The following is a 14,267-nucleotide window of genomic DNA, read 5'->3' on the forward strand; positions in this document are numbered from 1 at the left end:
ATTGCCGGCTTCCCTTCTCCCCGCGAGCGTGTCCATGTCCGAAGCCTCCTCCTCCGCCTCTTCCGTCGCCGCCGAAGTCGGCCAGCTGCTCGAGCGCCTCGGCGTGCCGCGCGCGGCCCACACGGGCGGCGAGCTCGCGGTGCGCTCGCCGGTCACGGGCGAGGTGGTGGCGCAGGTGCGGCAGACCGCGCCGGCCGAGGCCACGGCCACCATCGGCCGTGCGCATGCGGCCTTCCAGGCCTGGCGCAGCGTGCCCGCGCCGCGCCGCGGCGAACTGGTGCGGCTGCTCGGCGAGGAACTGCGCGCGGCCAAGGCCGACCTCGGCCGGCTGGTCACGCTGGAGGCCGGCAAGATCCCGTCGGAAGGCGCGGGCGAGGTGCAGGAGATGATCGACATCTGCGACTTCGCGGTCGGCCTGTCGCGCCAGCTCTACGGCCTCACGCTGGCCACCGAGCGCGCCGAGCACCGCATGATGGAGAGCTGGCATCCGCTCGGCGTGTGCGGCGTGATCTCGGCCTTCAACTTCCCGGTGGCCGTGTGGTCGTGGAACGCGGCGCTCGCGCTGGTGTGCGGCGACCCGGTGGTGTGGAAGCCCTCCGAGAAGACCCCCCTCACCGCCCTGGCGGTGCATGCGATCGCGCAGCGCGCCATCGCGCGCTTCGGCGCCGATGCGCCCGAAGGGCTGCTCGGCCTGCTGCTGGGCCAGCGCGACATCGGCGAGCTGCTGGTGGACGACCACCGCGTGCCGGTGCTCTCGGCCACCGGCTCCACCGCGATGGGCCGGCAGGTGGGGCCGAAGCTCGCCGCGCGCTTCGCCCGCCCCATCCTCGAACTCGGCGGCAACAACGCGGCCATCGTCGCGCCCTCGGCCGACCTCGACCTCACGCTGCGCGCGATCGCGTTCGCGGCCATGGGCACCGCGGGCCAGCGCTGCACCACGCTGCGCCGCCTGTTCGTGCACGACAGCGTGTACGAGGCGCTCGTGCCCAAGCTCGCCAGGGTCTACGGCAACGTGCGCGTGGGCGATCCGCGCGAGGCCGGCACGCTCGTCGGCCCGCTGATCGACCGCGCCGCCTTCGACGGCATGCAGAAGGCGCTCGACGAGAGCCGCGCGGCCGGGGCCACGGTGCACGGCGGCGGCCGGGTCGAGGGCATCGGCGGCGCCGAGGCCTGGTACGCGCGCCCGGCGCTGGTCGAACTCGCGGCGCATGAAGGCCCGGTGCTGCGCGAGACCTTCGCGCCGATCCTCTACGTGATGCGCTACACCTCGCTCGACGCGGCGATCGAGCAGCACAACGCGGTGGGCGCGGGCCTGTCGTCGTCGATCTTCACGCTCGACATGCGCGAGGCCGAGCGCTTCCTCTCGAGCGCGGGCTCCGACTGCGGCATCGCCAACGTCAACATCGGCCCGAGCGGCGCCGAGATCGGCGGCGCCTTCGGCGGCGAGAAGGAAACCGGCGGCGGGCGCGAAGCCGGCTCCGACGCCTGGAAGGCCTACATGCGCCGCGCGACCAACACCATCAACTATTCGACGGCACTGCCCCTGGCCCAGGGCGTGACCTTCGACATCGACGACTGACCACGCCGCACGCAGGTCCGGCCGCGCAGCGTTTCGCTGCTGCAGCGGCAGGGCGGCGGCTGTCCGCTTTTCCAACAAGAACCACCGGAGACACAGAAGATGAAGACTTCCCTGAAGACCCTCGCCGCCGCCATGCTGCTCGCGCTCGCGTGCGGCAGCGCCGCCGCGCAGCAGGCCGCGGGCGGCACGCTCGACAAGATCAAGGCCAGCGGCAAGGCCGTGCTGGGCGTGCGCGAGGCCTCGCCGCCGATGGCCTACATGCTCGGCGCGGGCGAGAAGTACGTGGGCTACCACGTCGAGCTGTGCGAGCGCGTGCTCAAGGACATCGCACCGCAGGCCAGGCTCGAGTACATGGCCGTCACGGCGCAGAACACCATTCCGCTGGTGCAGAACGGCACGCTCGACATCGGCTGCGGCCCCACCACCAACAACACGGCGCGCCAGCAGCAGGTGGCCTTCGCGCTCACCACCTACGTGAGCGAGGTGCGCATGGCGACGCGCGTCGATTCCGGCATCGCCACGCTCGACCAGCTCGCGGGCCGCAACGTGTCGGCTTCCACCGGCACCACGGCGGTGCAGCTGCTGCGCAAGCGCGAGCGCGCACTCAACGTGAGCTATCCGATGATGCTGGGCAAGGACCACCTCGAGAGCTTCCTGCTGATGGAGTCGGGCCGCGCCGATGCCTTCGTGCTCGACGACAACCTGCTCGCGGGCATCATCGCGAACTCGAAGAATCCGGCGGCCTACCGCATCGTCGGCGAGCCGCTCGGCTCCGAGCCGATCGCGCTGCTGTTCCGCAAGGACGATCCCGCCTTCAAGACCGCGGTGGACGACGCGCTGCGGCGCCTCATGAAGAGCGGCGAGCTCGAGAAGATCTACAACCGCTGGTTCGTCGCGCCCATCCCGCCGAAGAACACCAGCCTGAACCTGCCGATGAGCGCCGCGCTACGGCAGCTGATCGCCGAGCCCAACGACAAGCCGCTGGAGGCCTACGCCAAGTGACGCCCGACGCTGCCGCCTTCCAGCCCGCCGCGCGGGTGCGCGCGATCGGCGTTTCGGAGATCCTGCGCATCACCGACCATGCCAACGCACTCAGGCGGGCGGGGCGGCCGGTGATCGTGCTCGGCGCGGGCGAGCCCGACTTCGACACGCCCGGCAACGTGCGCGAGGCCGCGGTGCGTGCCATCGGGCGCGGCGAGACGCGCTACACCGTGCTCGACGGCAGCCCCGCGATGAAGGAAGCGGTGCAGCTCAAGTTCAGGCGCGACAACGCGCTCGCGTTCGCGCTGGACGAGATCAGCGTGAGCGCCGGCGCCAAGCAGGTGATCTTCAATGCGCTGATGGCGAGCCTGGACCCGGGCGACGAGGTGATCCTGCCCGCGCCCTACTGGACCTCGTACGCCGACATCGTCCGGGTCTGCGGCGGACGGCCGGTGCCCGTGGCCTGCACCGAGGCCGAGGGCTTCCGGCTCGGCGCCGCGCAGCTCGAGGCCGCAATCACGCCGCGCACGCGCTGGCTGTTCCTCAACTCGCCCTCGAACCCGAGCGGCGCGGCCTACGGCGCGGCCGAACTCCAGCCACTGTGCGAGGTGCTGCTGCGGCATCCGCAGGTGTGGGTGCTGGCGGACGACATCTACGAACACATCCTCTACGACGGCCGCGCGTTCGCCACGCCGGCGGCCGTGGAACCGCGCCTGCGCGAACGCACGCTCACGGTCAACGGCGTGTCGAAGGCCTATGCGATGACCGGCTGGCGCGTGGGCTACGGCGCCGGGCCGCGCGCGCTGATCGCGGCCATGGCCGTGGTGCAGAGCCAGACCACCTCGTGCCCCTCGTCGATCAGCCAGGCCGCCGCCATCGAGGCGCTGACCGGCCCGCAGCGCATCGTGGCCGAGCGCCGGGACGACTTCCAGGCGCGGCGCGACTTCGTCGTGGCCGCGCTGAACCGCGCACCGGGGCTGCACTGCCGCGTGCCCGAAGGCGCGTTTTACACCTTCGCGAGCTGCGCGGGCGTGCTCGGCCGGCGCACCCGCGGCGGCATGCTGCTCGCGACCGACGGCGACTTCTGCGACTACCTGCTGCGCGACTTCGAGGTGGCGGTGGTGCCGGGCAGCGTGTTCGGGCTGGCGCCGTACTTCCGGATTTCCTATGCCACGTCGATGGCGCAACTGGAAGAGGCCTGCGCACGCATCGCCGCCGCATGCCAGGCCCTCGAATGACCCCGATTTCTCCCTCCCCTTCCGGGGGAGGGCAGGGGTGGGGGCGCGCGGCGTGTCGATCGCCCTCGGCTCGTTCGGCGCCGCCTGCCCCCATCCCAGCCTTCCCCCGGGAGGGGAAGGAGCAATACCCCCACCTTCACCGCATCGAGAACCCAGCGCATGACTTCTTCCCGCACCGGCGGCCAGATCCTGGTCGACCAGCTCATCACCCATGGCGTCCGGCAGCTCTTCTGCGTGCCCGGCGAGAGCTTTCTCGCCGTGCTCGACGCGCTGCACGACGCTGCGATCGACGTGACCGTGTGCCGCCAGGAGGGCGGCGCCGCGATGATGGCCGAGGCGCAGGGCAAGCTCACGGGCCGGCCCGGCGTGTGCTTCGTCACGCGCGGGCCGGGCGCCACCAACGCGTCTGCGGGCGTGCACATCGCGCACCAGGACTCGACCCCGCTGCTGCTCTTCGTCGGCCAGGTCGCACGCGATGCGCTCGGGCGCGAAGCCTTCCAGGAGCTGGACTACGGCGCGGTCTTCGGCACCATGGCCAAGTGGGTGGTGCAGATCGACGACCCGGCACGCCTGCCCGAGCTGGTCTCGCGCGCCTTCCACGTCGCGACCTCGGGCCGGCCCGGGCCGGTGGTGATCGCGCTGCCCGAGGACATGCTGACCGAGGCCGCATCCGTGGCCGACGCGCTGCCCTACACCGTGACCGAAACCCATCCCGGCGCGGCGCAGATCGCCGAGCTGCAGCAGCGGCTCGCGAAGGCGCGGCGCCCCGTCGCCATCCTCGGCGGCAGCCGCTGGTCCGAAAAGGCGGCGCTGCAGTTCGCGGATTTCGCGGCCGCGTTCTCGCTGCCGGTGTACTGCTCGTTCCGGCGCCAGATGCTGCTGTCGGCCGAGCATCCCAGCTACGCGGGCGACCTGGGCCTGGGCGCCAATCCGCGCATGCTCGAGCGCATCCGCAACGCCGACCTGGTGCTGCTGGTGGGTGGGCGGCTCTCGGAAGTGCCGTCGCAGGGCTACGAGCTGCTGGCCATTCCGCAGCCGGCGCAGTCGCTGGTGCATGTGCATGCCGACGCCGACGAACTCGGCCGCCTCTACCGGCCGGCCCAGGGCATCCATGCCACGCCGCAGGCCTTCGCCGAGGCCGTGGCCGCGCTGCGCCCCGACGCCGCGCCCGTGTGGCGGGCCGACACGCAGGTCGCGCGCGAGGATTTCCTGCGCTGGAGCGATCCCGCGCCGATCCGCATCCCGGGCGCGCTGCAGATGGGCGAGGTGATGCAGCATCTGCGCGAGGTGCTGCCGGCCGACACCATCTTCTGCAACGGCGCCGGCAACTTCGCCACCTGGGTGCACCGCTTCTGGCCGTTCCGCGCGTTCGCGAGCCAGCTGGCGCCGACCAGCGGCTCGATGGGCTACGGCCTGCCCGCCGGCGTCGGCGCCAAGCGCCTGTGGCCGCAGCGCGAGGTGGTGGTGTTCGCGGGCGACGGCGACTTCATGATGCACGGGCAGGAATTCGCCACCGCGGTGCAGTACGGCCTGCCGATCCTCGTGGTGCTGCTCGACAACGCCATGTACGGCACCATCCGCATGCACCAGGAGCGGCACTATCCCGGCCGCGTCAGCGCCACGCAGCTCAGGAACCCCGACTTCCGCGGCTATGCCGAGGTGTTCGGCGGCCATGGCGAGCGCGTGGCGAGCACCGCCGAGTTCGCGCCCGCGCTCGCCCGCGCCCGCGCGAGCGGCAAGCCCGCGATCCTCCACTGCCTGCTCGATGCCGAGGCAATCACGCCGGCGAACACGCTGCAGGGCATCCGGCAGGCCGCGCTCGCCGCGGCGGGCTGAGCGGCCGCCGCCGCTTCAACGCAGCCCGGCAAGAAAGCGCGGTCCGCCGCCCTGCCGCGCCGCCAGCCGCGCGGCACGCGCCAGCGGCTCCATCGCCTGCTCCAGCCGGGTGGCGAGCTGGTCGAGCTCCGCGTCCTTCGTCTCGGCCGCGTGCGCGCGCGTCATGCGCACGATCTCGGCCGCGTACTCCGCATTGGTGGCCATCCACTCGGTGTCCGTCACCCGCCCATGCTTTCGCCGCAGCGCCACGTGCAGCCGCGCGGCAAGGGCGATGCGTTCGCTTTCGGACATCGATGGCATGGTTCCTCCGTCGGTGGGCAGCGCTGTCGTGCACAAGTCGTGCCATGTGGCGGCCGCACCGTAACGCCCGGAAACACTTTGGTGTTCAACCAAGCCTTCGCATGTCAGGCAAAGCGGGTAATTCCCAATGCACTGCGCCGGTGCACCGCCTAAAGTCTGCCCACTCGCGAACGGGCCAAGCTCGTACTGCCGAGGGTCCGAGGAGACAAGTTTCCGGTCAACAAGAAAAATCCTGAAGGCTTCCACTTCGAGAAGCCGTATCGAACTTGAAAGGCGCCGCTGGTCGGCGCCTTTTTTATGGGCGTCCGCGCCGCCGTCCTGCGCCGGCTTGAAGCTCCTGTTTTTGTAGCAAGCGGATGCGACAATCCGGCGCATGGAAATGCTGGTGGTCACGGGCGCCTCGCTGCTCGCGGGTTTCGTCGATTCGATCGTGGGCGGCGGGGGACTGATCCTCGTGCCGGCCCTCTTCGCCGTGTTTCCGGGCGCACCGCCCGCCACCCTGCTCGGCACCAACAAGAGTGCGTCGATCTGGGGCACGGCGGCCGCGGCGGCGCAGTTCAGCCAGCGGGTGCAGATGCGCTGGGGCGCGCTCTGGCCTGCGGCGGTGCTCGGCTTCGCGGGATCGATGCTCGGCGCCTGGGGCGTGACGCTGTTTCCGGGCGACTTCCTGCGCCGTGCGCTGCCGCTGGTGCTGCTCGGCGTGCTGATCTACACGCTGGCGCGCAAGGACCTGGGCCGGCACCATGTGCCGCGCTTCGCCGGCCGCGCCGAGACGCTGGCCGCCTGCGCGATCGGCTTCTCGATCGGTCTCTACGACGGCTTCTTCGGCCCTGGCGCGGGCAGCTTCCTGGTCTTCCTGTTCGTGCGCTGGATGGGCTACGACTTCCTCAATGCGTCGGCATCGGCCAAGATCATCAACACGCTCACCAACGCCGCGGCCCTGCTGCTGCTCGCGCTCAAGGGCCATGTGTGGTGGCACTACGGACTGGTGATGGCGGTCGCGAACGTGGCGGGCAGCCTGCTGGGCACGCGCGTGGCGCTGAAGCACGGGGCCGGGTTCGTGCGGGTGGTGTTCATCGTGGTCGTGAGCGCGCTGATCCTGAAGACCGCCTACGACGCATTCCTCAAATAGCAATACGCAAGAGAGAGAAAGTCCCCCCATGGCACAGCAGCCGCATCCGCAGTCCCTCGAAGCTCCCGCGGCCGTCGGTTTCTGGGAGGCCTTCGCCTACTGGCTCAAGCTCGGCTTCATCAGCTTCGGCGGCCCGGCGGGGCAGATCGCGCTGATGCACCAGGAACTGGTCGAGCGCCGGCGCTGGATCTCGGAGAAGCGCTTCCTGCATGCGCTGAACTACTGCATGCTGCTGCCCGGGCCGGAGGCGCAGCAGCTCGCCACCTACATCGGCTGGCTCATGCACCGCACCTGGGGCGGCCTCGCGGCCGGCGTGCTCTTCGTGCTGCCTTCGCTCTTCATCCTGATCGCACTGTCGTGGGCCTACATGGCCTATGGCCAGGTGCCCGCGGTGGCGGGGCTGCTCTACGGCGTCAAGCCGGCGGTGACGGCGATCGTGCTGTTCGCCGCCTGGCGCATCGGCTCGCGGGTGCTCAAGAACGCGTGGCTGTGGGCGATCGCGGTGGCTGCGTTCGTCGCGATCTTCGCGCTGCGCCTGCCGTTTCCGCTGATCGTGCTGTCGGCCGGCCTGGTCGGCTACGTTGGCAGCCGCTTCGCGCCCGCGGCCTTCGCGCCGGGCGGCGGGCATGGCGCGGCCGCGGCATCGGGCGGTGCGGCGCTGATCGACGACGACACGCCCACGCCGCCGCATGCGCGCTTCGGCTGGGGCCGCTTCGCGCGCGTGCTCGCGGTGTTCCTCGCGTTGTGGCTCGGCGCGCTGGGCGCGCTGGCCGCGCTCTTCGGCTGGCAGGGTGCGCTCACGCAGATGGGCTGGTTCTTCACCAAGGCCGCGCTCCTGACCTTCGGCGGCGCCTACGCCGTGCTGCCCTACGTGTTCCAGGGCGCGGTCGACCACTATCACTGGCTCACGGCCACGCAGATGATCGACGGCCTGGCGCTCGGCGAGACCACGCCCGGCCCGCTGATCATGGTGGTGTCGTTCGTGGGCTTCGTCGGCGGCTGGGGGCAGGCCCTCTTCGGCCCGCAGGCGCTCTTCGCCTCCGGCGCGGCAGCGGCGGCGGTGGTGACCTTCTTCACCTTCCTGCCGTCGTTCCTGTTCATTCTGCTGGGCGGCCCCTTCATCGAGTCCACCCACGGCAAGCTCAAGTTCACCGCCCCGCTCACGGCCATCACCGCCGCCGTCGTCGGCGTGATCGTCAACCTCGCGGTCTTCTTCGCCTACCACGTACTCTGGCCGAAGGGCCTCACCGGCCCCTTCGAACTCCCCTCCGCCGTCATCGGCATCCTCGCAGCCATCGCGCTCTTCCGCTTCAAGGCCGGCGTCATCCCCGTGGTGCTCGGCAGCGCGCTCGTCGGCATGACCTGGCAACTGCTGATGCGCTGATCCAGCGTCTTACCAAGGCCAGGGCGCCAAGCCAGAAACACCGCGGAACCGGCTTAGCCGGGCCGCAGGTGTTGCCCCCTCGAGGGGGGAGTCGAGCGACACGAAGTGCGCGAGGGACGGGGGTGGGTTCAGTCCTCGACGAAGGCTTCTTCGCGCTTGGCCTTGATCGACGGCAGCAGCACGATGCCCAGCAGCGCCAGCGCGGCCAGCAGCAGGCCCGCCGAGAGCGGCCGCGTGACGAACACGCTCCAGGTGCCGCGCGACAGCAGCAGCGCGCGGCGCAGGTTCTCTTCCATCATCGGCCCGAGGATGAAGCCCAGCAGCAGCGGCGCGGGCTCGGTGCGCAGCTTGAGGAACAGATAGCCCACGAAGCCGAAGATCGCCACCATCCACACGTCGAAGGTGTTGTTGTTGGTCGAGTACACGCCGATGGCGCAGAACAGCACGATGGCCGGGAACAGGAACTTGTAGGGCACCGTCAGCAGCTTGATCCACATGCCGATCAGCGGCAGGTTCAGCACGATCAGCATCGCGTTGCCGATCCACATCGAGGCGATCAGGCCCCAGAACAGCTCGGGGTTGCTGGTCATCACCTGCGGGCCGGGCTGGATGTTGTGGATGGTCATCGCGCCCACCATCAGCGCCATCACCGCGTTGGGCGGAATGCCCAGCGTCAGGAGCGGGATGAACGAGGTCTGCGCGCCGGCGTTGTTGGCCGATTCGGGCGAGGCCACGCCGCGGATGTTGCCCTTGCCGAAGGCGACTTCGCCGGGGCTCATCTTGACCTTCTTCTCGAGCGCGTAGGCCGCGAAGGCCGCGAGCAGCGCACCGCCGCCCGGCAGGATGCCGAGCGCCGAACCGAGCGTGGTGCCGCGCAGCACCGCGGGCGCCATGCGCTTGAAGTCGTCCTTGGTGGGCCACAGGCCCTTGACCTTGCTCGTGAACACCTCGCGCTCGTCGTCGGGCTGCGAGAGGTTGCCGATGATCTCGCCGTAGCCGAACACGCCCATGGCGATCACCACGAAGCCGATGCCGTCGGTCAGTTCGGGAATGTCGAAGCTGAAGCGCGCGACGCCCGAATTCACGTCGGTGCCGACGAGGCCGAGCAGCAGGCCGAGCACGATCATGCCGATGGCCTTGAGCAGCGAGCCCGAGGCCAACACCACCGCGCCGATCAGGCCCAGCACCATCAGCGAGAAATACTCGGCCGGGCCGAACTTGAAGGCCAGCTCGGTCAGCGGCGGCGCAAAAGCCGCGAGGATCAGCGTGCCCACGCAGCCGGCGAAGAACGAGCCCAGGCCGGCCGCCGCGAGGGCAGGGCCGGCGCGGCCCTGCCGCGCCATCTGGTAGCCGTCGATGCAGGTCACCACCGAGGATGATTCGCCCGGCAGGTTGACCAGGATCGCCGTGGTCGAGCCGCCGTACTGCGCGCCGTAGTAGATGCCGGCGAGCATGATCAGCGCCGACACGGGCGGCAGCGCGTAGGTGGCGGGCAGCAGCATCGCGATGGTCGCGACCGGGCCGATGCCCGGCAGCACGCCGATCAGCGTGCCGAGAATGCAGCCGACCAGGCAATAGAGCAGGTTGGTGAAGGTGAAGGCGACGCCGAAGCCGGTCGCGAGGTTGTGGAACAGTTCCATGATGATCCTGCGCTCCCGGTCAGGCCGAAATGAAGGTCGGCCAGACCTGGATCTGGAGCTTGAGCGCCCAGATGAAGGCCACGTAGCTGCCGGCGGCGAGGATGGTCGCGAGCACCAGCACGTCGCGCAGCTTGAACTGCGTGCCGGCCAGGCTCGAGATGATCACCAGCGCATAGATCGCGATGATCATGCCCATGGCCGGCAGGCCGATGCTCGGCAGGCCGCCGAGCAGCACGCCGAACGCGAGGTTGGCGCCGAGCACGAAGGCCAGCGGCCGCCATGCCCACTTGCCGATGGGCGCGCCATCGGCGGTTTCCACCACCATCGCCTGGAACATGATGCCCGCGCCCAGCACGGCCAGCAGAATGCCCAGCATGAGCGGGAAGTACCCCGGCCCCATGCGCGCGCCGTCCCCGATGGTGTAGCTGGTGGCGCCGATGGCGAAAGTGCCGCCCACGGCTGTGAACATGACTCCCGAGAAGAAGTCAGCCTGACTCTTGATACGCATTGTCTCGACCCTCTTGATTGGACGGGTGAGGGTCGCTTCCGGCGCCTGACCGCTGGCTGACCGGGGCGTAAGGACAAATGCGTACCTGACCTCCCGCTGAATGCGGGGGGCCGGAAACGAAAAAAGCTCCCGAAGGAGCTTTTTCATGGGAGCGCGAACGCTCCAGGGTGCGTGGGCTCAGTAGCCGCCGCGGCCACCGCCGCCGCCGTAGCCACCGCCGCCACCGCTGCGGCCACCACCGCCGCCGCCGTAGCCGCCGCCACCACCGCCGTAGCCACCACCGCCGCCGCCGTAGCCGCCGCCGCCACCGGTGCGGGGGGGACGTGCTTCCATCGGACGGGCTTCATTCACCGTCAGGGCACGGCCCTGGAACGAATGGCCGTTCATGGCTTCGATGGCCGCGAGTGCCTCGGCGTCCGAGCCCATTTCGACGAAGCCAAAGCCCTTCGAACGGCCGGTGTCGCGTTCCATCATGACCTTGGCGCTGACGATCGAGCCGAACTCGCCGAAAGCCTGTTCCAGGTCGTTGTCACGCACGGAGTAGGCGAGGTTGCCTACGTAAAGTTTCTTGCCCATGGAGGGACTCCTCATTCAAACCAAAAAACAAAGCGATGGAGTCCCAGAATCACAACAAACAAAATTGCGCTGTGGCGCGAAACTGACCGATCACCGAATTACGTGCACGGGAGGCAAAGCTCGCAGACACGTAGGCTGGATTATCAGTGCCGATTCGGAAAAAGGGCGCCGAATTCCGCGCTTATTACGAAACATCACGTCCGGACGGGCGGTTTCGCAACGGTTCGAGCAGCGCTTTGAGGCCGTTGTGGTCTATTTCATGCATCAGGTGGAGCAGCCGGCCGATTTCCCCTGCGGGAAAACCCTCGCGCGCAAACCAGGTCAGGTAATTTCCCGGCAAATCGGCGATCAGCGTGCCCTTGTGCTTGCCAAAAGGCATGGCCAGCGTCACCAGGCGCTGCAGGTCTTCCGGTTTCATGATGCTTTTTTATTCATTCAGGGTCCGGCCGTGGTGCTCAGCCGCCGGCGCGCTTGACCGTGTGGCCCTGCTTCGAGAGCGCCGCGATCACCAGCTCGCGGTGGTCGCCCTGGATCTCGATCGTTCCGTCCTTCACCGTGCCGCCCGAACCGCAGGCCGCCTTGAGCTGCTTGCCGAGCGCCGCAAGCGCGGCCGCATCGAGCGCGAGGCCCTTGACCACCGTCACGCCCTTGCCCTTTCGGCCCTTGGTCTCGTGCGATACACGCACAATGCCGTCGGTGGCGGGCGCGCGCGCCTTCGCGAGTTCCCTGCAGCGGCACTGCGCCACCGGCGCGCCGCAGCCGGGGCACATGCGCCCGCCCGCCTCGGTGGAGTACACCAGCGTGCTGCTGCCCGGGTTGTTCTTCATCGTCGCTGCCATTTCCGATCCGCTTTCCTCTTCGGTCCCACTCTTTTCAATTTCCGGATTCAGCCATCTTGCCGTCTGCTCACATGCCCTTCGATTCCCTGGGCCTCGCGCCCGCGCTGGTGCAGGCAGCCACCGACAGCGGCTATGCCGCGCCGACCGCGATCCAGGTCGCGGCCATTCCCGCGATTCTGCAGGGCCGCGACCTGCGCGGCTGCGCCCAGACCGGCTCGGGCAAGACCGCCGCATTCTCGCTGCCGCTGCTGCAGCGCCTGGCGGGCGACGCCGCGCAGGCGCCGCGCCGCGTGCGCGCGCTGGTGCTCGTGCCCACGCGCGAACTCGCGGCGCAGGTGGGCGAGAGCATGCGCGGGCTCGCGCAGCACCTGGACGCGCGGCTGAAGATCGTCGTCGCCTTCGGCGGCGTGTCGATCAACCCGCAGATGATGAGCCTGCGCGGCGGTGCCGACGTGGTGGTCGCCACGCCGGGCCGGCTGCTCGACCTCGTGGACCACAACGCGCTGCGGCTCGACGCGGTGTCGATGCTGGTGCTCGACGAGGCCGACCGGCTGTTCGACCTCGGCTTTGCCGAGGAGCTCGGCCGCGTGCTCGCGCTGCTGCCGCAGCGGCGGCAGAACCTGCTGTTCTCCGCGACCTTCCCGCCGGCGATCCAGGCGCTGGCCGACGGCATGCTGCGCGACCCCGCGATCGTCGACGTGCAGGGCGCGCCGGGCACCGAGCCCGCCATCGTGCAGCGCGTGATCGAGGTCGATGCCGGCCGCCGCACCCAGCTGCTGCGCCACCTGCTGAAGCAGCACGAGGGCGAATGGGACCGCGTGCTGGTCTTCGTCGCCACGCAGCATGCGGCGCAGACGGTGGCCGAGAAGCTCTACCGCAACGGCATCTACGCCGTGCCCTTCCACGGCGACATCGCGCAGGGCACGCGCAGCGACATCCTGTTCCAGTTCAAGCAGAGCCGCTGGGACGTGGTGGTCGCCACCGACCTCGCGGCGCGCGGCATCGACATCGCGCAGCTGCCGGTGGTCATCAACTACGACCTGCCGCGCTCGCCCACCGACTACATCCACCGCATCGGCCGCACCGGCCGCGCGGGCGAGCGCGGCCTCGCGATCAGCTTCGTGAGCGCCGCGACCGAGGCGCATTTCCGGCTCATCGAGAAGCGCCAGGGGCTGAGCCTGCCGCGCGAGCGCATCGAAGGCTTCGAGCCGACCGAGGCTGCGCCGCCGCGGGTGGTCGACACCTCGGGCAACGGCGGCGTCAAGGGCAAGCGGCCCAGCAAGAAGGACAAGCTGCGCGCCGCGGCGGCCAAGGCGCGCGGCGGCGATTGATGAGATGCGCCGCGGGGGCGCTGCCCGGCCTGCGGCGGTCGATCAGCTGGTGCGCACGCGGCGCCCCGCGGCGGGCGCATCCATGCTGTTGCCGGTGATGACCCAGTAGATGAAGATCAGCACGGCGCCCGCGGTGCCGAAGACCGTCAGGCCCATGTAGCTGCCGCCGATGGCCAGCGCATCCACGGGCGCGGCGGCGGTGCAGACCATGCTGGCCGCGCTCATGCCCACGTAGTGCATGGTGCACACCGCCAGGCCCATCACGAAGGCGGCGCCGATCTGGTGCGGCAGCCGGCGCAGGTTGAAGGCCAGCCACAGCGCGGCCGCGGCGGCGGTGATCGCGATCGCGACCGAGAGCGCCACGATGGCGAGGTCGAAGTCCATCGAGGCGCGCATGTTCATCGCGAACATGCCCATGTAGTGCATCACGCACACGCCCAGGCCCGCGAGCAGGCTGCCCGCCAGCCATCCGGAGCGGCTGAACTTGCGCCGGCCGCCCGCGAGGTAGAGCGCGACGCCAGAGATCAGGATCGCCGCCACCAGCGACACCACGGTCAGCGGCGCGTTGTACGAGATGCCCACGGGCAGCCGGTAGGCCAGCATGCCGATGAAGTGCATCGACCAGATGCCGATGCCGCCGAGCGCCACGGCGGCGCAGGCCACGGCCGCGAGGTTCGTGGTGCCGTCCGCGCCCACCATCCGCTTGGCGCAGATCAGCGCCACCAGCGATCCCGCGAACGAGATCAGGAACGAGAGCGCCACCAGTCCCAGCGAGTATTCGGGCAACAGCAACTGGCCAACGACGAGGGGGGTCATGGGGAATCTCCTTCTTGAACAACGCCCCGCCCCTCCGACGCCTTTGTCGGGAAGCGTAACGAGACGTTCGGCGGCGAGTTTGTAATGTTTGTGTGAATAAGTAAACA

14 protein-coding genes are annotated in these 14,267 nt (G+C 69.7%); 7 read left to right on the plus strand and 7 right to left on the minus strand.

Annotated features, from left to right (window positions below):
- Positions 1–34: 34 nt before the first annotated feature.
- From M2165_RS11315 to M2165_RS11330, 4 genes are all read left to right on the plus strand, one after another.
- A complete protein-coding gene (locus tag M2165_RS11315) occupies positions 35–1,579 on the plus strand; it encodes an aldehyde dehydrogenase family protein (protein WP_280814729.1) in 1,545 nt (514 codons plus the stop codon).
- Between the two features lie 99 nt (positions 1,580–1,678).
- Positions 1,679–2,581 carry an amino acid ABC transporter substrate-binding protein gene (locus tag M2165_RS11320; protein ID WP_280814730.1) on the plus strand — a complete coding sequence of 301 codons (903 nt, stop codon included), beginning with the start codon at positions 1,679–1,681 and terminating at the stop codon, positions 2,579–2,581.
- The gene (locus M2165_RS11325) at positions 2,578–3,798 is read left to right on the plus strand and encodes a pyridoxal phosphate-dependent aminotransferase (protein ID WP_280814731.1); all 1,221 of its coding nucleotides are present in this window, start codon (positions 2,578–2,580) and stop codon (positions 3,796–3,798) included. Before M2165_RS11320 ends, M2165_RS11325 begins: the two co-directional genes overlap by 4 nt.
- A 159-nt stretch (positions 3,799–3,957) precedes the next feature.
- On the plus strand, positions 3,958–5,634 hold the full coding sequence (locus tag M2165_RS11330; RefSeq protein WP_280814732.1) for a thiamine pyrophosphate-binding protein: 1,677 nt from the start codon (positions 3,958–3,960) through the stop codon (positions 5,632–5,634).
- Between the two features lie 15 nt (positions 5,635–5,649).
- Here the strand turns inward: M2165_RS11330 and M2165_RS11335 are convergent, their stop codons facing one another.
- Entirely contained in the window at positions 5,650–5,934 is a 285-nt protein-coding gene (locus tag M2165_RS11335) for a hypothetical protein (protein WP_280817517.1), read from the minus strand.
- 373 nt (positions 5,935–6,307) lie between these two features.
- Between M2165_RS11335 and M2165_RS11340 the strand changes: the two genes are divergently transcribed.
- Entirely contained in the window at positions 6,308–7,066 is a 759-nt protein-coding gene (locus tag M2165_RS11340; protein ID WP_280814733.1) for a TSUP family transporter, read from the plus strand.
- A 28-nt stretch (positions 7,067–7,094) separates the two neighbouring features.
- Positions 7,095–8,450, plus strand: coding sequence for a chromate efflux transporter (gene chrA, locus M2165_RS11345; RefSeq protein WP_280814734.1), 1,356 nt, complete (start codon positions 7,095–7,097; stop codon positions 8,448–8,450).
- A gap of 128 nt (positions 8,451–8,578) precedes the next feature.
- On the opposite strand, the gene M2165_RS11350 is transcribed toward chrA, so the two are convergent.
- From M2165_RS11350 to M2165_RS11370, 5 genes are all read right to left on the minus strand, one after another.
- A complete protein-coding gene (locus tag M2165_RS11350; protein WP_280814735.1) occupies positions 8,579–10,090 on the minus strand; it encodes a tripartite tricarboxylate transporter permease in 1,512 nt (503 codons plus the stop codon).
- Positions 10,091–10,109: 19 nt separating this feature from the next.
- Entirely contained in the window at positions 10,110–10,598 is a 489-nt protein-coding gene (locus M2165_RS11355; RefSeq protein ID WP_280814736.1) for a tripartite tricarboxylate transporter TctB family protein, read from the minus strand.
- Positions 10,599–10,775: 177 nt separating this feature from the next.
- Positions 10,776–11,174, minus strand: a complete 399-nt coding sequence (locus M2165_RS11360) for an RNA-binding protein (RefSeq protein ID WP_280814737.1) — start codon at positions 11,172–11,174, stop codon at positions 10,776–10,778.
- Positions 11,175–11,358: 184 nt separating this feature from the next.
- Positions 11,359–11,592 (minus strand): DUF3820 family protein, encoded by a 234-nt coding sequence (locus M2165_RS11365; protein WP_280814738.1) that lies wholly within the window; start codon positions 11,590–11,592, stop codon positions 11,359–11,361.
- Between the two features lie 37 nt (positions 11,593–11,629).
- The gene (locus tag M2165_RS11370) at positions 11,630–12,013 is read right to left on the minus strand and encodes a translation initiation factor Sui1 (protein WP_280814739.1); all 384 of its coding nucleotides are present in this window, start codon (positions 12,011–12,013) and stop codon (positions 11,630–11,632) included.
- Between the two features lie 71 nt (positions 12,014–12,084).
- Here M2165_RS11370 and M2165_RS11375 point away from each other — a divergent pair, with 71 nt between their 5' ends.
- Positions 12,085–13,344 (plus strand): DEAD/DEAH box helicase, encoded by a 1,260-nt coding sequence (locus tag M2165_RS11375; RefSeq protein ID WP_280814740.1) that lies wholly within the window; start codon positions 12,085–12,087, stop codon positions 13,342–13,344.
- Positions 13,345–13,386: 42 nt separating this feature from the next.
- On the opposite strand, the gene M2165_RS11380 is transcribed toward M2165_RS11375, so the two are convergent.
- Entirely contained in the window at positions 13,387–14,160 is a 774-nt protein-coding gene (locus tag M2165_RS11380) for an MHYT domain-containing protein (protein WP_280814741.1), read from the minus strand.
- Positions 14,161–14,267 lie beyond the last annotated feature (107 nt).

The sequence above is a fragment of the Variovorax sp. TBS-050B genome, from assembly GCF_029893635.1.
Taxonomy (GTDB): domain Bacteria; phylum Pseudomonadota; class Gammaproteobacteria; order Burkholderiales; family Burkholderiaceae_C; genus Variovorax.